This is a genomic window from Plantibacter cousiniae (nom. nud.) (genome assembly GCF_977070315.1).
The window spans coordinates 225608-249890 of record NZ_CDRVEU010000011.1; the positions used below are offsets into that span (position 1 = coordinate 225608).

At 55.1% G+C, this 24283-nt stretch carries 25 protein-coding genes and 4 tRNA genes; all 29 read right to left on the bottom strand.

Annotated features, from left to right (window positions below):
• Positions 1–192, bottom strand: a complete 192-nt coding sequence (rpmC, locus tag ACW55A_RS20860; RefSeq protein ID WP_002555481.1) for a 50S ribosomal protein L29 — start codon at positions 190–192, stop codon at positions 1–3.
• Positions 192–605, bottom strand: a complete 414-nt coding sequence (gene rplP / locus ACW55A_RS20865; RefSeq protein WP_002555482.1) for a 50S ribosomal protein L16 — start codon at positions 603–605, stop codon at positions 192–194. Before rplP ends, rpmC begins: the two co-directional genes overlap by 1 nt.
• 12 nt (positions 606–617) lie before the next feature.
• Positions 618–1304: a 30S ribosomal protein S3 gene (gene rpsC / locus ACW55A_RS20870; protein ID WP_003176422.1), complete on the bottom strand. Its 687-nt coding sequence runs from the start codon at positions 1302–1304 to the stop codon at positions 618–620.
• A 13-nt stretch (positions 1305–1317) separates the two neighbouring features.
• Positions 1318–1650, bottom strand: a complete 333-nt coding sequence (gene rplV, locus ACW55A_RS20875; RefSeq protein ID WP_002555485.1) for a 50S ribosomal protein L22 — start codon at positions 1648–1650, stop codon at positions 1318–1320.
• 13 nt (positions 1651–1663) lie between these two features.
• Positions 1664–1939, bottom strand: a complete 276-nt coding sequence (gene rpsS, locus ACW55A_RS20880; RefSeq protein ID WP_002555486.1) for a 30S ribosomal protein S19 — start codon at positions 1937–1939, stop codon at positions 1664–1666.
• Positions 1940–1955: 16 nt separating this feature from the next.
• Positions 1956–2780 (bottom strand): 50S ribosomal protein L2, encoded by an 825-nt coding sequence (gene rplB, locus ACW55A_RS20885; RefSeq protein ID WP_003317104.1) that lies wholly within the window; start codon positions 2778–2780, stop codon positions 1956–1958.
• A gap of 14 nt (positions 2781–2794) precedes the next feature.
• Positions 2795–3094 carry a 50S ribosomal protein L23 gene (rplW, locus tag ACW55A_RS20890; protein ID WP_002555488.1) on the bottom strand — a complete coding sequence of 100 codons (300 nt, stop codon included), beginning with the start codon at positions 3092–3094 and terminating at the stop codon, positions 2795–2797.
• Positions 3091–3693, bottom strand: a complete 603-nt coding sequence (gene rplD, locus ACW55A_RS20895) for a 50S ribosomal protein L4 (protein WP_002555489.1) — start codon at positions 3691–3693, stop codon at positions 3091–3093. Before rplD ends, rplW begins: the two co-directional genes overlap by 4 nt.
• A gap of 12 nt (positions 3694–3705) precedes the next feature.
• Entirely contained in the window at positions 3706–4341 is a 636-nt protein-coding gene (gene rplC / locus ACW55A_RS20900; protein WP_002555490.1) for a 50S ribosomal protein L3, read from the bottom strand.
• Between the two features lie 81 nt (positions 4342–4422).
• Complete coding sequence (rpsJ, locus tag ACW55A_RS20905) at positions 4423–4734, bottom strand: 30S ribosomal protein S10 (RefSeq protein WP_002555491.1); 312 nt, start codon at positions 4732–4734, stop codon at positions 4423–4425.
• 141 nt (positions 4735–4875) lie between these two features.
• Positions 4876–6069: an elongation factor Tu gene (gene tuf, locus ACW55A_RS20910; RefSeq protein WP_003369027.1), complete on the bottom strand. Its 1194-nt coding sequence runs from the start codon at positions 6067–6069 to the stop codon at positions 4876–4878.
• A gap of 31 nt (positions 6070–6100) precedes the next feature.
• A complete protein-coding gene (gene fusA, locus ACW55A_RS20915) occupies positions 6101–8206 on the bottom strand; it encodes an elongation factor G (RefSeq protein ID WP_003369029.1) in 2106 nt (701 codons plus the stop codon).
• 30 nt (positions 8207–8236) lie between these two features.
• Positions 8237–8707 carry a 30S ribosomal protein S7 gene (gene rpsG / locus ACW55A_RS20920; RefSeq protein WP_002555493.1) on the bottom strand — a complete coding sequence of 157 codons (471 nt, stop codon included), beginning with the start codon at positions 8705–8707 and terminating at the stop codon, positions 8237–8239.
• 122 nt (positions 8708–8829) lie between these two features.
• Entirely contained in the window at positions 8830–9201 is a 372-nt protein-coding gene (gene rpsL / locus ACW55A_RS20925; RefSeq protein WP_002555494.1) for a 30S ribosomal protein S12, read from the bottom strand.
• A gap of 199 nt (positions 9202–9400) precedes the next feature.
• Entirely contained in the window at positions 9401–13516 is a 4116-nt protein-coding gene (rpoC, locus tag ACW55A_RS20930; protein WP_499140631.1) for a DNA-directed RNA polymerase subunit beta', read from the bottom strand.
• A gap of 148 nt (positions 13517–13664) precedes the next feature.
• Positions 13665–17738 (bottom strand): DNA-directed RNA polymerase subunit beta, encoded by a 4074-nt coding sequence (gene rpoB, locus ACW55A_RS20935; RefSeq protein WP_455809337.1) that lies wholly within the window; start codon positions 17736–17738, stop codon positions 13665–13667.
• A 221-nt stretch (positions 17739–17959) separates the two neighbouring features.
• Positions 17960–18325, bottom strand: coding sequence for a 50S ribosomal protein L7/L12 (gene rplL, locus ACW55A_RS20940; protein ID WP_003317111.1), 366 nt, complete (start codon positions 18323–18325; stop codon positions 17960–17962).
• A 79-nt stretch (positions 18326–18404) separates the two neighbouring features.
• The gene (gene rplJ / locus ACW55A_RS20945; RefSeq protein WP_003431816.1) at positions 18405–18905 is read right to left on the bottom strand and encodes a 50S ribosomal protein L10; all 501 of its coding nucleotides are present in this window, start codon (positions 18903–18905) and stop codon (positions 18405–18407) included.
• A gap of 201 nt (positions 18906–19106) precedes the next feature.
• Complete coding sequence (gene rplA / locus ACW55A_RS20950; protein ID WP_002555499.1) at positions 19107–19802, bottom strand: 50S ribosomal protein L1; 696 nt, start codon at positions 19800–19802, stop codon at positions 19107–19109.
• Positions 19802–20233, bottom strand: a complete 432-nt coding sequence (gene rplK, locus ACW55A_RS20955; RefSeq protein WP_002555500.1) for a 50S ribosomal protein L11 — start codon at positions 20231–20233, stop codon at positions 19802–19804. Before rplK ends, rplA begins: the two co-directional genes overlap by 1 nt.
• Before the next feature lie 118 nt (positions 20234–20351).
• A complete protein-coding gene (gene nusG, locus ACW55A_RS20960; RefSeq protein ID WP_002555501.1) occupies positions 20352–20885 on the bottom strand; it encodes a transcription termination/antitermination protein NusG in 534 nt (177 codons plus the stop codon).
• A gap of 9 nt (positions 20886–20894) precedes the next feature.
• Positions 20895–21263 carry a preprotein translocase subunit SecE gene (gene secE, locus ACW55A_RS20965; RefSeq protein WP_002555502.1) on the bottom strand — a complete coding sequence of 123 codons (369 nt, stop codon included), beginning with the start codon at positions 21261–21263 and terminating at the stop codon, positions 20895–20897.
• 46 nt (positions 21264–21309) lie between these two features.
• Positions 21310–21385 (bottom strand) — tRNA-Trp (locus ACW55A_RS20970).
• A 165-nt stretch (positions 21386–21550) separates the two neighbouring features.
• Positions 21551–21626 (bottom strand) — tRNA-Thr (locus ACW55A_RS20975).
• Positions 21627–21652: 26 nt separating this feature from the next.
• Positions 21653–21726, bottom strand: a tRNA-Gly gene (locus ACW55A_RS20980).
• 24 nt (positions 21727–21750) lie between these two features.
• Positions 21751–21835: transfer RNA gene (locus ACW55A_RS20985), tRNA-Tyr, on the bottom strand.
• 142 nt (positions 21836–21977) lie between these two features.
• A complete protein-coding gene (locus ACW55A_RS20990; RefSeq protein WP_499140632.1) occupies positions 21978–22466 on the bottom strand; it encodes a hypothetical protein in 489 nt (162 codons plus the stop codon).
• Positions 22414–23163: a pantothenate kinase gene (locus ACW55A_RS20995; protein ID WP_058397043.1), complete on the bottom strand. Its 750-nt coding sequence runs from the start codon at positions 23161–23163 to the stop codon at positions 22414–22416. Before ACW55A_RS20995 ends, ACW55A_RS20990 begins: the two co-directional genes overlap by 53 nt.
• A complete protein-coding gene (birA, locus tag ACW55A_RS21000) occupies positions 23153–24112 on the bottom strand; it encodes a bifunctional biotin--[acetyl-CoA-carboxylase] ligase/biotin operon repressor BirA (protein ID WP_455809764.1) in 960 nt (319 codons plus the stop codon). Before birA ends, ACW55A_RS20995 begins: the two co-directional genes overlap by 11 nt.
• Positions 24113–24283: the final 171 nt, after the last annotated feature.

Below are 24283 nucleotides of genomic sequence, written 5' to 3' on the forward strand. Positions count from 1 at the left end.
TTACTTACCTGCCTGCTGGTTGAGCACAGTTTTCACGCGAGCGATGTCACGCTTAACTTGCGAGAGCAGATGAGACTGCCCCAACTGGCCAGTTGCTTTCTGCATACGCAGATTGAACTGGTCGCGCAGCAGGCCGAGCAGTTGCTCGTTCAGCTGCTGTGCTGATTTTTCACGAAGTTCATTCGCTTTCATCACATCACCGTCCGCTTAACAAAGGAGGTGGCGAGCGGCAGCTTTGCAGCAGCCAGGGCGAAAGCCTCACGCGCCAGCTCTTCAGTAACACCCTCGATTTCATACAGGACTTTGCCTGGCTGAATCTGGGCAACCCAGTACTCCACGTTACCCTTACCTTTACCCATCCGAACTTCGAGTGGCTTTTTGGTTACAGGCTTGTCCGGGAACACACGGATCCAGATCTTGCCGCCACGTTTAACGTGACGGGTCAGAGCACGACGCGCTGACTCGATCTGACGAGCGGTGAGACGACCACGAGCAACAGACTTCAGCGCGAACTCGCCGAAGCTGACTTTGCTACCGCGCAGTGCCAGACCACGGTTGTGGCCGGTCATCTGCTTGCGGAACTTCGTACGCTTTGGTTGCAACATTTGGCGTACCCCTTACTTAGCAGCTTTTTTACGAGGCGCTGGTGCTTGTGGTTTCAGTTCTTCTTGGCGACCACCAATTACTTCGCCTTTGAAGATCCAAACCTTTACACCGATCACACCGTAAGTGGTGTGAGCTTCGTAGTTGGCATAGTCGATGTCGGCACGCAGGGTGTGCAGTGGCACACGACCTTCGCGATACCATTCAGTACGTGCGATTTCAGCACCGCCGAGACGACCGCTCACTTGGATTTTGATGCCTTTGGCACCAATGCGCATGGCGTTCTGAACAGCGCGCTTCATAGCGCGACGGAACATTACGCGACGCTCCAGCTGCTGAGCTACGCTCTGCGCAACCAGCATACCGTCGAGCTCCGGCTTACGGATCTCTTCGATATTGATGTGCACAGGCACACCCATTTGCTTGGTCAGGTCCTGACGCAGTTTCTCAACATCTTCACCTTTCTTCCCGATAACGATACCTGGACGAGCGGTGTGGATGGTGATACGTGCTGTCTGAGCCGGACGATGGATATCGATACGGCTGACGGACGCGCTTTTTAATTTGTCTTGGAGGTACTCACGCACTTTCAGATCAGCGAACAAATAGTCCGCATAAGTCCGACCGTCTGCGTACCAGACGGAGGTGTGCTCCTTGACGATTCCCAGGCGAATGCCAATGGGATGTACTTTCTGACCCATCTCTTCGACTCCGTTACTTGTCAGCAACCTTGACAGTGATATGGCAAGACCGCTTGACGATGCGATCAGCACGGCCTTTAGCACGTGGCATGATGCGCTTCAGCGAACGCCCTTCGTTGACGAAAACGGTGGAGACCTTGAGGTCATCAACGTCTGCGCCTTCGTTATGCTCGGCGTTGGCTACAGCCGACTCCAGCACTTTCTTCAGGATCTCGGCGGCTTTCTTACTGCTGAAAGCCAACAGGTTGAGCGCTTCGCCCACCTTCTTCCCGCGGATCTGGTCGGCGACCAAGCGGGCTTTCTGGGCGGAGATTCGAGCGCCCGACAACTTAGCGGCTACTTCCATCGTTCCTTACCCCTTAACGCTTGGCTTTCTTGTCTGCCACGTGCCCACGATATGTGCGGGTACCGGCAAACTCGCCTAGTTTATGGCCGACCATGTCTTCGTTCACGAGAACTGGAACATGCTGGCGACCGTTATGCACTGCAATGGTCAAACCGACCATTTGTGGCAGGATCATCGAACGACGCGACCAGGTCTTAACTGGTTTGCGATCGTTCTTTTCCGCCGCCACTTCGATCTTCTTCAGTAGGTGAAGATCAATAAAAGGACCTTTTTTCAGAGAACGTGGCACTGTCGTATCCCTCTATTTACTTGCGACGACGGACGATCATTTTGTCGGTACGCTTATTACCACGAGTCTTCGCGCCCTTAGTCGGGAAGCCCCACGGCGATACCGGATGACGACCACCAGAGGTACGACCTTCACCACCACCATGTGGGTGGTCAACCGGGTTCATGGCAACACCACGAACGGTTGGGCGAACGCCACGCCAGCGTTTGGCACCCGCTTTACCCAGCGAACGAAGGCTGTGCTCGGAGTTCGAGACTTCACCCAGCGTTGCACGGCACTCAGACAGTACTTTACGCATTTCACCGGAGCGAAGACGCAGGGTAACGTACACACCTTCACGAGCGATCAGCTGTGCCGAGGCACCAGCGGAACGAGCGATTTGTGCGCCTTTACCTGGCTTCAGTTCGATGCCGTGTACGGTGCTACCAACTGGAATGTTGCGCAGTTGAAGAGCGTTGCCCGGCTTGATTGGTGCCAGAGCACCTGCAATCAGCTGGTCGCCAGCACTCACGCCTTTAGGGGCGATGATGTAGCGGCGCTCGCCGTCTGCGTAAAGCAGCAGAGCAATGTGAGCAGTACGGTTTGGATCGTATTCGATACGCTCGACGGTGGCAGCGATGCCATCCTTGTCGTTGCGACGGAAGTCGACCAGACGATAATGCTGCTTATGGCCACCACCGATATGACGGGTAGTAATACGACCATTGTTGTTACGACCACCAGACTTCGATTTTTTCTCGAGCAGCGGTGCGTGAGGAGCGCCTTTATGCAGCTCCTGGTTGACCACCTTGACCACAAAACGGCGGCCAGGGGAAGTCGGTTTGCATTTAACGATTGCCATGATGCACCCCTTCCTTACTCAGCACTGCTGCTGAAATCGAGATCTTGGCCTGGCTGAAGGGAGATAACTGCCTTCTTCCAGTCATTACGCTTGCCCAGACCGCGAGCAGTGCGCTTGCTCTTACCCAGAACATTCAGGGTAGTAACACGCTCTACTTTCACGCTGAACAGGCTTTCGACGGCCTTCTTGATTTCCAGCTTGGTTGCGTCAGTAGCAACCTTGAAAACGAACTGACCTTTTTTGTCTGCAAGAACCGTAGCCTTCTCGGAAACGTGCGGGCCAAGCAGAACTTTAAATACGCGTTCCTGGTTCATCCCAGCAGCTCCTCGAATTTCTTCACGGCCGACACAGTGATCAACACTTTGTCGTATGCGATCAGACTAACTGGATCGGAACCTTGAACGTCACGTACATCAACGTGCGGCAGGTTACGAGCAGCCAGGTACAGATTCTGGTCAACAGCGTCAGACACGATCAGGACGTCAGTCAGACCCATGCCAGTCAGCTTGTTCAGCAAATCTTTGGTTTTCGGTGCTTCAACAGCGAAGTCCTGAACCACGACCAAACGATCAGTACGAACCAGTTCAGCAAGGATGGAGCGCAGAGCAGCGCGATACATCTTCTTGTTGAGCTTCTGAGTGTGATCCTGAGGACGAGCCGCGAAAGTGGTACCGCCGCCACGCCAGATTGGGCTACGGATAGTACCGGCACGAGCACGGCCAGTACCTTTCTGACGCCAAGGGCGCTTACCGCCACCACGAACGTCGGAACGGGTCTTCTGCTGCTTGCTACCCTGACGACCGCCAGCCATGTAGGCCACGACTGCCTGGTGAACCAGCGTCTCGTTGAATTCGCCGCCAAATGTCAGTTCGGAAACTTCGATTGCCTGAGCGTCATTTACATTTAATTGCATGTCAGCTTCCCCTTAACCGCGAGCCTTGGCTGCCGGACGTACAACCAGGTTGCCGCCAGTAGCGCCAGGAACAGCACCCTTGACCAACAACAGATTGCGTTCAGCGTCCACGCGCACTACTTCCAGGGACTGCACGGTCACGCGCTCAGCGCCCATATGACCGGACATTTTTTTGCCCTTGAATACACGACCAGGAGTCTGGCACTGGCCGATAGAGCCTGGGACGCGGTGGGAGACGGAGTTACCGTGGGTATTGTCTTGACCACGGAAATTCCAACGCTTGATCGTACCCTGGAAGCCTTTACCCTTGGACTGACCGGTTACATCAACCAGTTGACCAGCGGCGAAGATTTCAGCGTTGATCTGATCGCCAGCCTGGTAGTCGCCTTCTTCAAGACGGAATTCCATGACGGTACGACCGGCGGCAACGTTCGCCTTAGCGAAGTGGCCAGCCTGAGCGGCTGTAACACGCGAAGCGCGACGCTCGCCGACAGTGACTTGCACTGCACGATAGCCATCGGTTTCTTCGGTTTTGAACTGAGTGACGCGATTCGGCTCGATCTCAATGACCGTGACCGGAATGGAGACACCTTCTTCGGTGAAAATACGGGTCATACCGCATTTACGACCGACTACACCAATAGTCATGTTGTAAACCTCATGAGTGTACGGGGCTTTCACCCGCTATGGCCGCCCATTTCAGAGCGTTACACGACTAAGACCCAAGTCTTAGCCGAGGCTGATCTGAACTTCCACACCGGCCGCAAGATCAAGCTTCATAAGCGCATCAACGGTTTTTTCCGTTGGCTGAACAATGTCCAGAACACGCTTGTGAGTACGGATCTCATACTGGTCGCGCGCGTCTTTGTTGACGTGCGGAGAAACCAGAACGGTGAACCGCTCTTTACGAGTCGGCAGTGGAATCGGACCACGCACCTGTGCACCAGTACGTTTCGCGGTTTCCACGATTTCCTGGGTTGATTGGTCGATCAGGCGATGGTCAAAAGCCTTCAACCTGATACGGATTTGCTGGTTTTGCATTGGATTCAGACTCCAGATTGCTGTTCCCACCGAGCGCAATACGCCCGTTAAAAGGAGGCGCAATTCTATAGACGACCTCACTAGGTGTCAACCCAATAAAAAAGCCCCCGCGTTGCGGGGGCTCTTTTTGGGAATCAACGCTTACGCGATGATTTTGGCCACGACGCCAGCGCCGACGGTACGACCGCCTTCACGGATTGCGAAACGCAGACCATCTTCCATTGCGATTGGCTTGATCAGGGTAACGGAAACTTTAACGTTATCACCTGGCATAACCATTTCTACGCCTTCCGGCAGTTCGCAGCTACCAGTTACGTCGGTAGTACGGAAGTAGAACTGTGGACGGTAGCCTTTGAAGAACGGAGTGTGACGACCGCCTTCTTCTTTGCTCAGAACGTAGATTTCAGCTTCGAACTGAGTGTGCGGCTTGACGGTGCCTGGCTTGACCAGAACCTGGCCACGCTCAACGTCGTCACGCTTGGTACCACGCAGCAGAACGCCGCAGTTCTCGCCAGCACGACCTTCGTCGAGCAGCTTACGGAACATTTCAACACCGGTGCAGGTGGTGACGGTAGTGTCACGCAGACCAACGATTTCCAGTGGATCCTGAACCTTGACGATACCGCGCTCGATACGACCAGTCACAACAGTACCGCGACCGGAGATCGAGAACACGTCTTCGATTGGCATCAGGAACGGCTTGTCGGTCAGACGAACTGGTTCTGGAATGTAGGAGTCCAGTGTTTCAACCAGTTTACGAACGGCAGTGGTGCCCATTTCGTTGTCGTCTTTACCTTCCAGAGCCATACGAGCAGAACCGATGATGATCGGAGTGTCGTCGCCTGGGAAGTCGTAAGTGCTCAGCAGATCGCGCACTTCCATCTCAACCAGTTCCAGCAGCTCAGCGTCGTCTACCAGGTCAGCCTTGTTCAGGAAAACCACGATGTACGGAACGCCAACCTGACGGGACAGCAGGATGTGCTCACGGGTTTGTGGCATCGGACCATCAGCGGCCGAACAAACCAGAATCGCGCCGTCCATCTGGGCAGCACCGGTGATCATGTTCTTCACGTAGTCAGCGTGACCTGGGCAGTCAACGTGAGCGTAGTGACGGATCAACGATTTGTATTCAACGTGCGCGGTATTAATGGTAATACCACGAGCTTTCTCTTCCGGTGCGCTGTCGATCTTGTCGAATTCAACAGCAGCCGAACCGAAAACTTCGGAGCAGACGCGAGTCAGAGCAGCGGTCAGCGTGGTTTTACCGTGGTCAACGTGACCAATGGTGCCAACGTTGACGTGCGGGAGGGAACGATCAAATTTTTCTTTAGCCACGACAAATAACTCCTAGCCTAAAGGCGCTGAATCAGCCTTGTTTTTTGGTTACAGTTTCGACGATGTGCGACGGAGCTGTATTGTATTTTTTGAATTCCATAGAGTAGCTTGCGCGACCCTGAGACATGGAGCGAACGTCGGTCGCATAACCGAACATCTCACCCAACGGAACCTCGGCACGAATTACCTTGCCGGAAACCGTATCTTCCATACCCAGAATCATGCCGCGACGGCGGTTAAGGTCGCCCATCACGTCACCCATATAGTCTTCAGGCGTAACAACCTCTACCGCCATGATCGGCTCAAGCAACTCACCACCGCCCTTCTGGGCCAGTTGCTTGGTCGCCATGGAGGCAGCCACCTTAAACGCCATCTCGTTCGAGTCGACGTCATGGTAGGAACCATCAAACACGGTAGCCTTCAGGCCGATCAGCGGATAGCCGGCAACAACGCCGTTCTTCATCTGCTCTTCGATACCCTTCTGGATAGCCGGGATGTATTCCTTGGGAACAACACCACCTACCACTTCGTTTACGAATTGCAGACCTTCCTGACCTTCGTCAGCAGGTGCAAAACGGATCCAGCAGTGACCAAACTGGCCACGACCGCCGGATTGACGAACGAACTTGCCTTCGATTTCACAATTCTTCGTGATGCGCTCACGATAGGAAACCTGAGGCTTGCCGATGTTGGCTTCGACGTTGAACTCACGGCGCATCCGGTCAACCAGGATGTCCAGGTGCAGCTCGCCCATGCCAGAGATGATCGTTTGACCAGTCTCTTCATCAGTCTTGACGCGGAAAGACGGGTCTTCCTGAGCAAGTTTGCCCAGTGCGATACCCATTTTTTCCTGGTCATCCTTGGTTTTAGGCTCAACGGCAACCGAAATAACCGGCTCCGGGAAGTCCATGCGAACCAGGATGATTGGCTTGTCAGCGTTGCACAAGGTCTCACCAGTGGTGACGTCCTTCATGCCGATCAAGGCCGCGATGTCACCAGCGCGTACTTCCTTGATCTCTTCGCGGGCGTTTGCGTGCATCTGCACCATACGACCCACACGCTCTTTCTTGCCCTTGACCGAGTTGATCACGCCGTCGCCGGATGCCAACACGCCCGAGTAAACGCGGACGAAAGTCAAGGTACCCACGAATGGGTCGGTAGCGATCTTGAACGCCAGAGCCGAGAACGGCTCGTTGTCGTCTGCATGACGCTCCATCAGGACTTCTTCGTTATCAGGATCGGAACCCTTGATAGCTGGAATGTCGGTCGGAGCCGGCAGGTAGTCGATCACGGCGTCGAGAACCAGGGGAACGCCCTTGTTCTTGAAGGAAGAACCGCAAACAGCAAGAACGATCTCGCCAGCGATAGTACGCTGACGCAGAGCGGCCTTGATTTCCTCGTTGGAGAGTTCTTCACCTTCGAGGTACTTGTTCATCAGCTCTTCGCTGGCTTCGGCCGCAGCCTCGACCATGTTGCTGCGCCATTCGTCAGCCAGTTCCTGCAGTTCAGCAGGAATAGGCTCACGACGTGGAACCATACCCTTGTCGGCATCGTTCCAGTAAACAGCTTCCATGGACATCAGATCGATCTGACCCTGGAAGTTGTCTTCGGCGCCAATGGCCAGCTGGATCGGCACCGGGGTGTGACCCAGGCGCTGCTTGATCTGAGCGATTACGCGCAGAAAGTTCGCACCTGCACGGTCCATCTTGTTCACGTAAACGATACGCGGAACACCGTACTTGTTGGCTTGACGCCATACGGTTTCGGACTGCGGTTCTACGCCGGAAGTACCACAGAACACAACGACCGCGCCGTCGAGTACACGCAGGGAACGCTCAACTTCAATGGTGAAGTCAACGTGGCCCGGGGTGTCAATAACGTTGAAACGGTATTGGTCTTTGTGTTGCTTCTCGGAACCCTGCCAGAAGGCAGTAATAGCAGCAGAAGTAATGGTAATACCACGCTCCTGCTCCTGAACCATCCAGTCCGTGGTCGCGGCGCCGTCATGCACCTCGCCCATTTTGTGGCTTTTGCCGGTGTAAAAAAGGACGCGCTCGGTGGTGGTGGTTTTACCAGCATCCACGTGAGCAACGATACCAATGTTACGGTAGCGGCCAATCGGAGTAGTACGAGCCATAAAGCCCTCGCAAAATTAGTGACGCTGAAATTAGAAGCGGTAGTGCGAGAAAGCCTTGTTGGCCTCAGCCATACGGTGCACGTCTTCACGCTTCTTGACCGCAGCACCTTTACCTTCGGCGGCGTCCAGCAGTTCGCCAGCCAAACGCAGCGCCATTGACTTCTCACCGCGCTTGCGCGCGAAGTCTACCAGCCAACGCATTGCCAGAGCATTACGACGGGACGGACGAACTTCGACAGGAACCTGGTAAGTAGCACCGCCTACACGGCGCGACTTTACTTCGACCAGCGGAGCGATGGCGTCGAGAGCTTTCTCGAAGATTTCCAGGGGGTCGCTGTTCTTACGTTCTTTAACCTTTTCCAGCGCGCCATAAACGATACGCTCGGCAACGGCTTTCTTGCCGCTTTCCATTACGTGGTTCATGAACTTGGCCAGAATCTGGCTGCCGTATTTTGGATCGTCAAGCACTTCGCGCTTGGCTGCTACGCGTCTTCTTGGCATGGATAAGCCCTCAAACGGTCTTCAGGTTAGCTCGGGACCACCATCCTGCGAGGGATGCGCCCGACCTTACTCTTATCGACTCAGAAAAATAGAAATCTGCAATTTCAAACAGAAGCCAAAAACTACTTAGGCTTCTTGGTACCGTATTTCGAGCGACCCTGGTTACGACCTTTAACGCCGGAAGTATCCAAAGAACCACGAACGGTGTGATAACGAACACCTGGCAAGTCTTTTACACGACCGCCACGGATCAGTACCACGCTGTGCTCTTGCAGGTTGTGACCTTCACCACCGATGTACGAGGAAACCTCGAAACCGTTGGTCAGGCGCACACGGCAGACTTTACGCAATGCCGAGTTAGGTTTTTTCGGCGTGGTGGTATACACACGAGTGCACACACCGCGACGTTGCGGGCAGTTCTGCAGCGCAGGTACGTCGGATTTCTCGACGATACGCTTACGCGGCTGACGTACCAGCTGGTTGATAGTTGCCATCTACTAGCTCCACTGTTGTCTTGCGACGCTATTGTCTTACAAGAAAAGCAAATGACAGGGCACAGGCCCCGCCAAATTTAGGGGTACAAGAGTCTAAAGAGGATCCCGCCCCCAGTCAAGACAAAGCCCCGACGTCCTCACCGGGCGAGGCAGCACGAAAGGTGCTGTCTGCCAGGTGAAAAATGCCGAGGCTCTGGTCTCAATTACCGCTGGAGTTCAACGCTTCCGTCAGAGCTGCTTCTACTTCGCTCGCGCTGACACGGGTCGGTTTGTCCATTTCACGACGACGCTTGCGCTCGCTGTGATAAGCCAGACCAGTACCGGCCGGGATCAGACGACCCACGACCACGTTTTCCTTCAGGCCGCGCAGGTAATCGCGCTTGCCGGTCACAGCCGCTTCGGTCAGTACGCGGGTTGTCTCCTGGAAGGAGGCCGCGGAGATGAACGACTCGGTGGACAGCGATGCCTTGGTGATACCCAGCAACACGCGAGTGAACTTGGAAACAAACTTGTCTTCCGTGCTCAAACGCTCGTTTTCTACCAGTACGTGAGTCAATTCCATCTGGTCGCCCTTGATGAAACTGGAATCGCCAGACTCGGCAATTTCAACCTTGCGCAGCATCTGACGCAGAATCGTCTCGATGTGCTTGTCGTTGATCTTCACGCCTTGCAGACGGTATACGTCCTGAATCTCGTTGACGATGTACTTGGCCAGCGCACTCACACCCAGCAGACGCAGGATGTCGTGTGGATCGCTCGGGCCGTCGGAGATAACTTCGCCGCGGTTCACTTGCTCGCCTTCGAAGACGTTCAGGTGACGCCACTTCGGAATCAGTTCCTCGTACGGATCGCTACCGTCGTTCGGGGTAATGACCAGACGGCGCTTGCCTTTGGTCTCTTTACCGAATGCGATGGTACCGCTGACTTCTGCAAGGATCGACGCCTCTTTCGGACGACGCGCTTCGAACAGGTCGGCAACACGCGGCAGACCACCGGTGATGTCACGAGTCTTCGAAGTTTCCTGCGGAATACGAGCGATAACATCACCGATCGCGATCTGCGCACCGTCAGCAACACCAACAAGGGCGTTGGCTGGCAGGAAGTACTGGGCCGGTACGTCAGTACCAGGCAGCAGCAGATCCTTGCCATCCAGACCGACCATCTTCACAGCAGGACGGATGTCCTTGCCGGCAGCCGGGCGGTCTTTGGCGTCGAGCACTTCAATGTTGGTCATACCGGTCAATTCGTCTGTCTGACGCTTGATCGTGATGCCTTCTTCCATGCCTACGTAGGTAACAGTACCTTTCATCTCGGTGACGATTGGGTGAGTGTGCGGATCCCACTTGGCCACGATAGAGCCAGCGTCGACCTTGTCGCCTTCCTTCACCGAAATCACTGCACCGTATGGCAGCTTGTAACGCTCACGCTCGCGACCGAAGTCATCTGCGATTGCCAGCTCACCGGAGCGGGATACCGCAACCAGGTGACCGTCAACACGCTCGACGTGCTTCAGATTGTGCAGACGGACAGTACCGCCATTCTTCACCTGAACGCTGTCGGCTGCCGAGGTCCGGCTTGCCGCACCACCGATGTGGAACGTACGCATTGTCAGCTGGGTACCCGGCTCACCGATCGACTGTGCAGCGATTACGCCGACAGCTTCACCGATGTTGACCTGATGACCGCGTGCCAGGTCGCGACCGTAGCACTTGGCGCAGATGCCGTAGCGGGTTTCGCAGCTGATTGGCGAACGAACGATGACTTCGTCGATGCTGTTCAGCTCGATGAACTCGACCCACTTCTCGTCTACCAGCGTGCCAGCAGGCACGATGACATCTTCTGTGCCAGGCTTGAATACGTCACGGGCAATGACTCGACCCAGTACGCGCTCACCCAGCGGCTCCACAACGTCACCGCCTTCAATGTGCGGTGTCATCAGCAGACCGTGCTCGGTACCGCAGTCAACCTCGGTAACCACCAGATCCTGAGCGACGTCTACCAGACGGCGTGTCAGATAACCGGAGTTAGCGGTTTTCAGTGCGGTATCCGCAAGACCCTTACGAGCACCGTGAGTAGAGATGAAGTACTGAAGTACGCTCAAACCTTCACGGAAGTTCGCAGTGATCGGCGTTTCAATGATGGAGCCGTCAGGCTTGGCCATCAGACCACGCATACCGGCCAGCTGACGGATCTGGGCAGCAGAACCACGCGCCCCGGAGTCAGCCATCATGTACATCGAGTTGAAGGATTCCTGATCAACTTCGACGCCGTGACGGTCGATAACACGCTCTTTGGACAGGTTCGACATCATCGCTTTCGAGACTTCGTCGTTCGCCTTGGACCAAAGGTCGATTACCTTGTTGTACTTCTCGCCCTGGGTTACCAGGCCGGAGGCGTACTGACTTTCGATCTCTTTAACTTCTTCGGTAGCCGCGTCGATGATGCGAGCTTTTTCATCAGGGATAACGAAGTCGTTAACGCCGATGGAAACACCCGAAATGGTAGAGTAGGCAAAACCGGTGTACATCAACTGGTCAGCGAAGATAACGGTCTCTTTCAGGCCAACCACGCGATAGCACTGGTTGATCAGCTTGGAGATCGCCTTCTTCTTCATCGGCTGGTTGACGACGTCGTAGGACAGGCCGGCCGGAACCACCTGGAACAGCAGCGCACGGCCGACAGTGGTGTCGACGATACGGGTGTTCTTGACGCTACCACCATCACGGTCGTTGACCGTTTCGTGGATACGAACCTTGACCTTGGCGTGCAGAGCCGCTTCGCCGGCGCGGAATACGCGGTCGACTTCCTGCAGATCCGCAAATACACGACCTTCGCCCTTGGCGTTGATCGCTTCGCGAGTCATGTAGTACAGACCCAGTACAACGTCCTGCGAAGGAACGATGATTGGCTCACCGTTGGCTGGCGACAGAATGTTGTTGGTCGACATCATCAGTGCACGGGCTTCGAGCTGAGCTTCCAGCGTCAGAGGCACGTGAACGGCCATCTGGTCACCGTCGAAGTCGGCGTTGTACGCAGCACAGACCAGCGGGTGCAGCTGAATAGCCTTACCTTCGATCAGTACCGGTTCAAACGCCTGGATGCCCAGACGGTGAAGCGTTGGCGCACGGTTCAGAAGCACTGGGTGTTCGCGAATCACTTCAGCGAGAACGTCCCAGACCTCTGGCAGCTCGCGCTCGACCATCTTCTTGGCAGCTTTGATGGTCGTAGCCAGGCCACGCATTTCCAGCTTGCCGAAAATGAACGGCTTGAACAGCTCGAGAGCCATCTTCTTCGGCAGACCGCACTGATGCAGACGCAGGGTCGGACCTACGGTAATTACCGAACGACCCGAGTAGTCAACACGCTTACCGAGCAAGTTCTGACGGAAACGACCCTGTTTACCCTTGATCATGTCAGCCAGGGATTTCAGAGGACGCTTGTTGGAACCTGTGATCGCACGACCGCGACGGCCGTTGTCGAGCAGTGCATCGACCGCTTCCTGCAGCATGCGCTTTTCGTTGCGCACGATGATATCGGGAGCGGACAGATCCAGCAGGCGCTTCAGACGGTTGTTACGGTTGATCACTCGACGATACAGGTCGTTGAGGTCGGACGTCGCGAAACGGCCACCGTCAAGCGGAACCAGAGGACGCAGATCTGGCGGCAGAACCGGCAGAACGGTCAGCACCATCCACTCAGGGAGGTTGCCGGAACCCTGGAAGGCTTCCATCAATTTCAGACGCTTGGACAGCTTCTTGATTTTGGTTTCGGAATTGGTTTGCGGAATTTCTTCGCGCAGGCGGCCAATTTCGTGCTCCAGGTCAATAGCGTGCAGCAGCTCGCGGACAGCCTCGGCACCCATCCGGGCATCGAAGTCGTCACCGAACTCTTCAAGCGCTTCGAAGTACTGCTCGTCGTTCAGCAGCTGACCTTTTTCAAGGGTAGTCATGCCTGGATCGATAACGACATAGCTCTCGAAGTAGAGAACACGTTCGATATCACGCAGGGTCATGTCCATCAGCAAACCGATACGGGACGGCAGCGATTTCAGGAACCAGATGTGAGCAACCGGCGAAGCCAGCTCGATGTGAGCCATGCGCTCGCGACGAACCTTGGCCAGTGCTACTTCAACACCGCATTTTTCGCAGATGACACCACGGTGCTTCAGGCGCTTGTACTTACCGCACAGGCACTCGTAATCTTTTACCGGGCCAAAGATCTTGGCGCAGAACAGACCGTCACGCTCAGGCTTGAACGTACGGTAGTTGATGGTTTCCGGCTTTTTAACTTCACCGAACGACCAAGAGCGGATCATCTCAGGCGATGCAAGTCCGATACGGATTGCGTCGAACTCTTCGACTTGACCCTGGTTTTTCAGCAAATTCAGTAGGTCTTTCAAGGCTTTTCCTCCTGGCGGAGCAGGGAGCAGGCAATACCGCCCTGCCCCCGATTCGCGTCACGTGTTATTCGGTTTCCAGATCGATATCGATACCGAGCGAACGGATTTCTTTGATCAACACGTTGAAAGACTCGGGCATGCCCGGCTCCATACGGTGATCGCCGTCCACGATGTTTTTGTACATCTTGGTACGACCGTTCACATCGTCCGACTTCACTGTGAGCATTTCCTGCAGAGTGTACGCCGCGCCGTATGCTTCCAGCGCCCACACTTCCATCTCCCCGAAACGCTGACCACCGAACTGTGCCTTACCACCCAGCGGCTGCTGGGTAACCAGGCTGTACGAACCAGTGGAACGCGCGTGCATCTTGTCGTCCACCAAGTGGTTCAGCTTCAGCATGTACATGTAGCCAACCGTTACAGCACGTTCAAACTTGTTGCCGGTACGACCGTCGAACAGCTGCATCTGGCCGCTTTCCGGCATATCTGCCAGCTTGAGCATTGCCTTGATTTCGCTTTCCTTGGCACCGTCGAAAACCGGGGTAGCCATCGGTACGCCGTTACGCAGGTTCTTCGCGAGGTCCAGAATCTCGTTGTCGGAGAGGTCTTCCAGAGACTCCTGACGACCGCCGATTTCGTTATAGATCTCGTTGAGGAACTTGCGCAGCTCAGCAACCTTACGCTGCTCTTCGAGCATGCGGTTGATCTTCTCGCCCAGACCTTTGGCCGCGAGGCCCAGGTGGGTTTCGAGAATCTGACCAACGTTCATACGCGAAGGTACGCCCAGCGGGTTGAGGACGATATCGACCGGCGTGCCATTGGCATCGTGCGGCATGTCTTCAACCGGCATGATCACAGAGACCACACCCTTGTTACCGTGACGACCGGCCATCTTGTCGCCCGGCTGGATGCGGCGACGGATTGCCAGGTAGACCTTGACGATTTTCAGAACGCCTGGAGCCAGGTCGTCGCCCTGCTGCAGTTTGCGTTTCTTGTCTTCGAACTTGTCATCCAGAAGACGACGACGATCAACGATGTAAGCCTGAGCCTTTTCGAGCTGCTCGTTGAGAGCATCTTCAGCCATGCGCAGCTTGAACCACTGACCATGCTCAAGACCGTCGAGCACTTCGTTGGTGATCTCCTGGCCCTTTTTGAGGCCAGCGCCGCCTTCTGCTACACGACCCACCAGCGCAGAGCGCAGACGTTCGAAAGTAGCGCCTTCGACAATACGGAACTCTTCGTTCAGATCCTTGCGGATCTCGTCGAGTTGCGACTTCTCGATGGACAGGGCACGCGCATCACGCTCGACACCATCACGGGTGAAGACCTGAACGTCAATGACAGTACCTTTGGTACCGGTTGGTACACGCAGGGAGGTGTCTTTAACGTCGCTGGCTTTCTCACCGAAGATCGCGCGCAACAGTTTTTCTTCCGGAGTCAGCTGGGTCTCGCCTTTCGGAGTGACCTTACCGACCAGGATGTCGCCGGCGCCGACTTCGGCACCTACATAAACGATACCCGCTTCGTCCAGCTTGTTCAGAGCAGCTTCACCCACGTTAGGGATGTCAGCTGTGATTTCCTCTGGCCCAAGCTTGGTGTCACGTGCCACACAGGTCAGTTCCTGAATGTGGATCGTGGTGAAGCGGTCTTCCTGAACAACACGCTCAGAAAGACAGATGGAGTCTTCGAAGTTGAAACCGTTCCAGGCCATGAACGCGATACGCATGTTCTGACCCAGCGCCAGTTCACCCATATCGGTGGACGGGCCGTCGGCCATGATGTCGCTACGCTGAACACGGTCACCCTTGCTGACCAACGGACGCTGGTTGATGCAGGTGTTCTGGTTCGAACGGGTGTATTTGGTCAGGTTGTAGATGTCTACACCCGCCTCACCTGTTTCAACTTCATCATCGGCAACGCGGACAACGATACGGCTGGCGTCAACCGAGTCGATCACACCACCACGACGAGCCACGACGCAAACGCCGGAGTCGCGAGCAACGTTGCGCTCCATGCCAGTACCTACCAGCGGCTTGTCGGCACGCAGAGTAGGAACAGCCTGACGCTGCATGTTCGAACCCATCAACGCACGGTTGGCGTCATCGTGCTCGAGGAACGGAATCAGCGATGCAGCTACCGAGACAACCTGCTTGGGCGAAACGTCCATGAGGGTGACATCGGCTGGCGCCTTGACGGTGAATTCGTTCAAGTGACGCACAGCAACCAGCTCGTCGACCAGCTCTTGCTTGTCGTTCATTGCGGCCGAAGCCTGAGCAATGACGTGGTCCGCTTCTTCGATCGCCGAAAGGAAGACGATCTCTTCGGTGACCAGACCTTCCTTGACCACACGGTACGGACTCTCGAGGAAGCCGTACTGGTTGGTGCGGGCATAGGCCGCCAGGGAGTTGATCAGACCGATGTTCGGACCTTCAGGCGTCTCGATCGGGCACACACGGCCGTAGTGAGTCGGGTGAACGTCTCGAACTTCAAAGCCGGCACGCTCACGCGTCAGACCGCCAGGGCCGAGCGCGGAAACACGACGCTTGTGCGTGATCTCGGACAGCGGGTTGTTCTGGTCCATGAACTGGGACAGCTGGCTGGAACCGAAGAACTCTTTGACCGCCGCCGCAACAGGTTTGGCGTTGATCAGGTCCTGAGGCATCAGGCCTTCGCTTTCTGCCATGGACAGACGTTCTTTGACAGCGCGCTCGACACGGACCAGACCTACACGGAACTGGTTCTCGGCCATCTCGCCAACGCAACGAACGCGACGGTTACCGAGGTGGTCGATGTCATCGACGATGCCTTTGCCGTTACGGATATCAACGAGGGTCTTGAGGACCGCTACGATGTCTTCCTTGCACAGCACGCCCGAGCCTTCGATTTCGGTACGACCGATACGACGGTTGAACTTCATCCGGCCTACAGCAGACAGGTCGTAACGCTCAGGACTGAAGAACAGGTTGTTGAACAGTGTTTCAGCGGCATCCTTGGTTGGCGGCTCGCCAGGACGCATCATTCGATAGATCTCGACCAGCGCTTCCAGTTGGTTGCTGGTGGAGTCGATCTTCAGTGTGTCGGAGACGAACGGACCGCAGTCGATGTCGTTGGTGTACAACGTTTCGATGCGAACAACCTGAGCCTTGGCGATCTTGGCCAGGATTTCAGTGTTCAGCTCGGTGTTGCACTCGGCAATGATCTCACCGGTTGCCGGATGCACGATGACCTTGGCTGTAGTGCGACCCAGGACGTAGTCCAGAGGCACTTCCAGCTCTTTGATCCCGGCCTTTTCCAGCTGGTTGATGTGACGGGCAGTGATACGACGACCCTGCTCGACAATGACCTTGCCCTTGTCGTCCAGGATATCCAGAACGGCAATTTCACCACGCAGGCGCTGAGGCACCAGTTCCAGGCTCAGGTTTTCGCCGCGCACATGGAATACGTTGGTGGTGTAGAAAGCATCAAGCACTTGCTCGGTGGTGTAACCCAGAGCGCGCAGAAGTACGGACGCAGGCAGCTTGCGACGACGGTCGATACGGACGAATACGCAGTCTTTCGGATCGAACTCGAAGTCCAGCCACGAACCGCGGTAAGGAATGATACGAGCGGAGTACAGCAGCTTGCCGGAGCTGTGCGTCTTGCCACGGTCGTGGTCGAAGAATACGCCAGGCGAACGGTGAAGCTGAGACACGATAACGCGCTCGGTGCCATTGATTACAAAGGTACCGTTCTCAGTCATCAGGGGGATTTCACCCATGTAGACTTCTTGCTCTTTGATGTCCTTGATCGCTTTGTTCGACGATTCTTTGTCGAAAATGATCAGACGGACCTTGACTCGCAGAGGTACTGCGTAAGTCACACCGCGCAGCACGCATTCCTTGACATCAAATGCCGGTTCGCCCAAGCGATAACCTACATACTCCAGCGCAGCATTGCCGGAGTAGCTGATGATCGGGAAAACGGATTTGAAGGCTGCATGCAGACCGACGTCGCGGAACTGATCTTTGGTCGCTCCCGCCTGCAGGAATTCGCGATACGAATCCAGCTGGATGGCCAAGAGATACGGCACATCCATTACGTCCGGCAACTTGCTAAAGTCCTTGCGGATACGTTTTTTCTCAGTATATGAGTAAGCCATCAGCGTTCCCCAGCTTGGTCACCTGCTTGTTTGGCTCCCTCCCGACGGAAGCAGCCAGAAAATCTTGCAAACCCCTTGGTTTGCGCCACCGCCATCGGTGGATGCCACACGTTACAGACGTTGACAGCGCCAATCGTCTATAACGGAAAAAGGCCGGTGGCAAAAGCCACCAGCCATCAGCCTTTCGCTAAACGCGTGGGCTGGACACTCAAAGTCGATGCTTATTTCAGCTCGACTTTAGCGCCTGCTTCTTCCAGGGTAGCTTTTGCTTTGTCAGCTGCGTCTTTCGACACTGCTTCCAGAACCTGGGCAGGAGCGCCGTCAACTACAGCCTTGGCTTCTTTCAGGCCCAGACCGGTCAGTTCACGAACTGCCTTGATCACGTTTACTTTCTTCTCGCCAGCTTCCAGCAGCATGACGTTGAATTCAGTTTGTTCTTCAACAACAGCAGCTGCAGCAGCAGGACCAGCAGAGCCAGCAGCAGCAGTAACGCCGAACTTCTCTTCGAAAGCCTTGATCAGCTCTACAACCTGCAGAACGGACATTTCAGCTACGGCGTTAAGGATATCGTCTTGAGAGATGGACATGACTCAATTTCCTGAATTGGGGGACGGCCTACGCGACCATCAAAATAAACAAAAATACGCGAAAAGATCTGACTCAGCCTTAGGCTGCAGCTGCTTCTTTTTGGTCGCGAACAGCCGCCAGAGTACGAGCCAACTTGCTGGTAGCGCCTTGAATCACGCTCATCAGCTGAGAAATTGCTTCGTCACGGGTCGGCAGGCTTGCCAGTACATCGATCTGATTAGCTGCGAGGAACTTGCCCTCGAACGCAGCTGCCTTGATCTCGAACTTGTCCTGACCTTTAGCGAATTCCTTGAACAAACGGGCAGCAGCGCCAGGATGTTCATTGGAGAACGCGATCAAGGTCGGGCCAGTGAACACGTCGTTGAGGACACTGAATTCAGTGTCAGCAACAGCGCGCTTGAGCAGGGTGTTACGTACAACACGTACGTAAACGCCAGCTTCACGAGCCTCTTTACGGAGTCCGGTCATTGCGCCAACCGTCACGCCACGGGCATCAGCCACGACAGCGGACAGACCAGCTTTGGCAGCCTCGTTGACTTCAGCGACGATGGCCTTCTTGTCTTCGAGTTTAATTGCCACGGGTTTAACTCCTGCTTGTTACCGTTTCATCCGACCGAAGCCAGATGTCGTTTTGGTGTCTGATTCGGTAAGGAACCGGGAGCACCATCTGCGTAGGCTTGTGGTTTAAGACTTGCGTCGCCTACGGTCTTGGATAGCCCCCGCCAGGCAGGGACCCCAATCTTTCAAATGGTACGGCATCAATCACCGTACCATTTTGTCTTACGCTTCCAACGAACCCTGGTCGATGACCAGGCCTGGGCCCATAGTGGTGCTCAGGGTGATGCGCTTGACGTAAATACCTTTCGAAGAAGCAGGCTTGATACGCTTCAGATCAGCGATCAGGGCTTCAACGTTTTCCTTCAGCTTGACAGCGTCGAAACCGACCTTGCCAACGGAAGTATGGATGATGCCGTTTTTGTCGGTACGATAACGAACCTGACCAGCCTTGGCGTTCTTGACGGCGTTAGCAACGTCAGGAGTAACAGTGCCGACTTTCGGGTTTGGCATCAGACCGCGAGGACCGAGAACCTGACCCAGCTGACCCACAACGCGCATTGCGTCAGGGGAAGCGATAACGACGTCATAGTTCAGATCGCCAGCTTTCATTTCAGCGGCCAGATCGTCCATACCAACGCGGTCAGCACCGGCAGCCAGAGCAGCTTCAGCAGCAGGACCCTGGGTGAAAACTGCAACGCGTACAGTCTTACCGGTACCGTGCGGCAGTACAGTAGCGCTACGTACAACCTGGTCGGATTTACGAGGATCGACACCCAGGTTAACAGCAACGTCTACAGACTCGCTGAACTTGACAGTCGACAGCTCGGTCAGCAGAGCAGCAGCGTCTACGAAGTTGTAGGATTTACCAGCTTCGATCTTGCTGGCGATTGCCTTTTGACGCTTGGTCAGCTTAGCCATTACACACCCTCCACGTTAAGGCCCATGCTACGAGCGGAACCGGCGATGGTACGCACGGCCGCTTCCATGTCAGCTGCAGTCAGATCCGCATTTTTTGCTTTAGCGATATCTTCCAGCTGAGCACGAGTCACGGTGCCAACTTTAACGGTGTTCGGGCGAGCCGAGCCGCTGGTCAAGCCTGCAGCTTTCTTCAGCAGAACCGATGCAGGGGTACTTTTTGTTTCGAAAGTGAAGCTACGGTCGCTGTATACAGTGATGATCACTGGAGTCGGCAAGCCTGGCTCAATACCCTGAGTACGGGCGTTGAACGCTTTGCAGAATTCCATGATGTTCACACCGTGCTGACCCAGAGCAGGACCAACTGGCGGGCTTGGGTTAGCCTGAGCGGCTTTCACTTGCAGCTTGATGTATGCGGTTATCTTCTTGGCCATGAGGCACTCCAATTACGGGTTCAAGCGCCAACAAAGGCTCCCCGGTTACTTACGCGTATATCCCAGTGACGAAAAAACCCCACAGCCTTGGGCTGCGGGGTATGGGATTCCAGCTCAGTTATGCCTTTTCGACCTGACTGAACTCCAGCTCTACCGGAGTAGAGCGTCCGAAAATGAGCACCGCCACTTGAATCCGGCTCTTTTCGTAGTTAACTTCTTCGACCGTGCCATTGAAATCAGCGAACGGACCGTCGGTGACACGAACAACTTCACCTGGCTCGAACAGCGTTTTCGGCTTCGGCTTGTCGCTACCGTCAGCGACACGACGCAGAATCGCTTCTGCCTCTTTATCAGTGATGGGAGCAGGCTTGTCAGCGGTACCGCCGATGAAGCCCATGACACGCGGGGTGTCCTTGACCAAGTGCCAAGTACCCTCATTCATGTCCATCTGAACAAGCACATAACCTGGGAAGAACTTGCGTTCGCTTTTGCGCTTCTGGCCATTACGCATTTCAACCACTTCTTCAGTGGGAACCAGAATTTCGCCGAAGCCATCTTCCATGCCTGCCAGCTTCACACGCTCGATCAACGAGCGCATGACATGCTTCTCGTAACCCGAGTAAGCATGCACTACGTACCAACGCTTAGCCACGGGACACCCTTAGCCAACTATCAAGGAAACAAGCCAGCCGAGCAGGGAATCGAGCCCCCACAACAGCAACGCCATAACCAGCACAACAGCCACAACGATCAACGTGGTTTGAGTGGTTTCTTGGCGAGTAGGCCATACGACTTTACGGATCTCGGCACGGGCCTCTTTCGCCAAAACGAAGAAAGCCTTACCTTTGCCTGTCTGCAGCGCTACAAATGCAGCGGCTGCGGCAATCACAAGGAGAGCGAGAACGCGATACAGGATCGGCTCAGCAGAATAATACTGATTACCGACAACACCCACGACAACCAAAACGACTACCAGGAGCCACTTCAGCATATCAAAGCGAGAGTCTGATGCTTCAGCCTTGGGATTCATCTACGGAGATCCTGTGAAAAGAAAGCCAGATTACATCTAGGGAATCTGGCAGGTCAGGAGGGAATCGAACCCCCAACCTACGGTTTTGGAGACCGTCGCTCTGCCAATTGAGCTACTGACCTAAAAGCAAAATCAGGCCGACCATTATGCGGACCTGACAAGAGTTTTTCAACACCTTATTCGGAGAGCACCAAACAGGCGACGCCCTCCGAACAAGCTTTAGACGGCGCACGCAGCGCGGAACCGCCTAAAACAAAGGCAGATATTTTCATATCTGCCTTTATCAATGGAGCTCTTGAGCGGATTTGAACCGCTGACCTCACCCTTACCAAGGGTGTGCTCTACCAACTGAGCTACAAGAGCAAAACACTGTGCATGAACCACAAGCCTGGAGCGGGTAGCGGGAATCGAACCCGCATCATCAGCTTGGAAGGCTGAGGTTCTACCACTAAACTATACCCGCACAACTTGCAGCTCGCGCTAAATCTGGTGGAGGGGGAAGGATTCGAACCTTCGAAGTCGTAGACGTCAGATTTACAGTCTGATCCCTTTGGCCGCTCGGGAACCCCTCCTAAGCGAGGCAGCATTCTCAACTCATGCTACCCTTCTGTCAACCTTTTTCTCAGTAAAAACCTGAGGTTACATGCGTTAACTACTACCACTTCGTTCGTGAGACTTTCACCTCACTGCGAAGCGGCCGCCATTCTATGTAAACTAATCAGCAGTTGCAATGCCCTCGCACGACATTATTTGATTTTTTAATTGCGGGAAATCCTGACTCAGCTGGCTGATCAAGCCTGCTTCGACAAGGCGTCGACTTTCCGGCGCAATTTTCAGCCAGTAGGCGGTCGCCCCGCTCGTTTGCACTGACTGATATTGAGACTGGATATCCAGGCTGTTCAATCGCTGCTCTACCAGGCGCGCGTCCTCTTGCCTGGCAAAGCCACCAACGTACAGACATTTAGTGTCAGGATCGTGGGACGCCCGGCCAGCATCCGATTCGCTGAGCAGACGGATATCCTGCTGAGAAGCACGGTGCAACGACAAGGGCATGACCTCCTTGGCCCTGAGCGGAGCCTCCTGCTGATGCCAGATGTAATAAAAGGCATTAAGCATCAACAGCAGAAGAAATAACCAACGCATAAAGACCTCAACGCAAAGGGCAGGCGAGAGCCAGCCCCACGAAGACCAGATCAGGAACAATTCGGGCTCCTGGCAGCACATCCGCAACCAGAGCAGCGTCACCGCCCGTCACAAAAATAGCAAAGTCGTCCCCCCAATACCCACGAGCTATCTCGACCTGAGTCACTGCAAACCCCCGAAGCATCAGCGAGCAGCCACGCTCTACCGCTTCTGCGGTCGCACGCCCGGGAACCAGACGAACCAACGCCCTCTCCGCCTCCGTGTCGTCATACCTGATGCGACGAGTATGGGTGCGCAACTGATTGCGCATCAAGGGCATCCCAGGACAGATGAAGCCACCAAGATGCGCGCCGCCGGCGTCGACGAAATCAGATGTCACGGCAGTGCCCAGATCAATCACCAGGCATGCACGTTTGACAAGATGGTACGCACCTACAAAAGCCAGCCAGCGATCCAGGCCGAGACGCTCGAAATCGTCATAGCCATTGATCACCCCTCCCAGCTCGCGGGCAGGCACTGCGCAGACGGGGGCAACCGAGAACGCATCAGCCAGGACAGCAACCAGACGCGCCGTTTCTTCGGCGCTGCGGACACTTACCAGACGGCAGTCGCTGAACGTTGTGTCAGGTAGATTACGCAGGTGCTCCAACAAGGCTGCGTCAGAGTCCACAACACCGCCGCTGACCACTGCTGCATCGCTTTTAGCGGTAATGCGCCACTTGATGAAGCTGTTGCCGCAATCGAGCTCAAGAATCATCTCGCAACCTCAGGCTCAGCTCACCACCACTAAAGCTTTTTTCCACACCATTGACCTCCAACCGCAGCGCTCCAAGTGAGTCGACCCCCAACACTACTCCCTCCACGACCTCCACCCCCGAGAGCAGCTTGACCGCAGCCCCCTGCCACAAGTGCCCACGCTCCCACTCCTTATGAAATGCTGCAAAGCCCTCCGTGCGATGAACCGCCATAAGAGCCTCAAGCTGGGTGCTTATACGAGCGGCGACCTGATTGCGATCAACCAAGCCGCCTGTCTCAAGCCTCATCGACGTCCATAGCTGATCCACCTCGCTGGAGGAACGCATGTTTACGTTCACCCCTATCCCGATGATCACATGACAAACGTCCGCGGGATCACCAATCAGCTCGAGCAAAATGCCGGCGATCTTCTGCCTGCCAACAAGCACGTCGTTCGGCCACTTGAGGCCTGCGCCCTGGACGCCCATATCACGCAGGACATTCATCACCGCGAGCCCCACCAACAAGCTGAGGCCTTCCAGCTGACGCATCCCGCCATCGATGCGCAGGACCAGGCTGTAATACAGGTTTTCAGCAAAGGGACTTACCCACTTTCGACCACGTCGCCCTTTTCCGGAAGTCTGCTGCTCGGCCACCACCAGTACAGGCAGAGGAACGCCTTGAGCGATCAGGCGTGCGGCCTCAGCGTTGGTCGAGTCGATGGAATCGTAAGTGCGAACAGACCAGTTGGCAGGAAAGCCTGACTGTTCGATACCGCCAGGACTTAGAAGAGAAATAGGCGTCGCGAGTCTATAACCACGACCACGCACCTTGTGGACATCTATGCCCAGATCCGCTTCAAGCTGCTGAAGCTGCTTCCAGACAGCACTGCGACTTATGCCGAGGGCATCGCCCAATACCTGTCCGGAATGAAACGCACCATCGGCAAGAAGCTTTAACAAGGTCAGCATTTGGAATCGCCTGGCAATAAGGCACGCATCATAGCCACGCTGAGGCATGATGCATAGAAACGAAAACGTGTTTTCACGCTGGTTTTTGCAGGCACCAGACAAACAAAAACCCTCAACGCGTAAGCGAAGAGGGTTTCTGGAATTCAATCTTGACGATGACCTACTCTCACA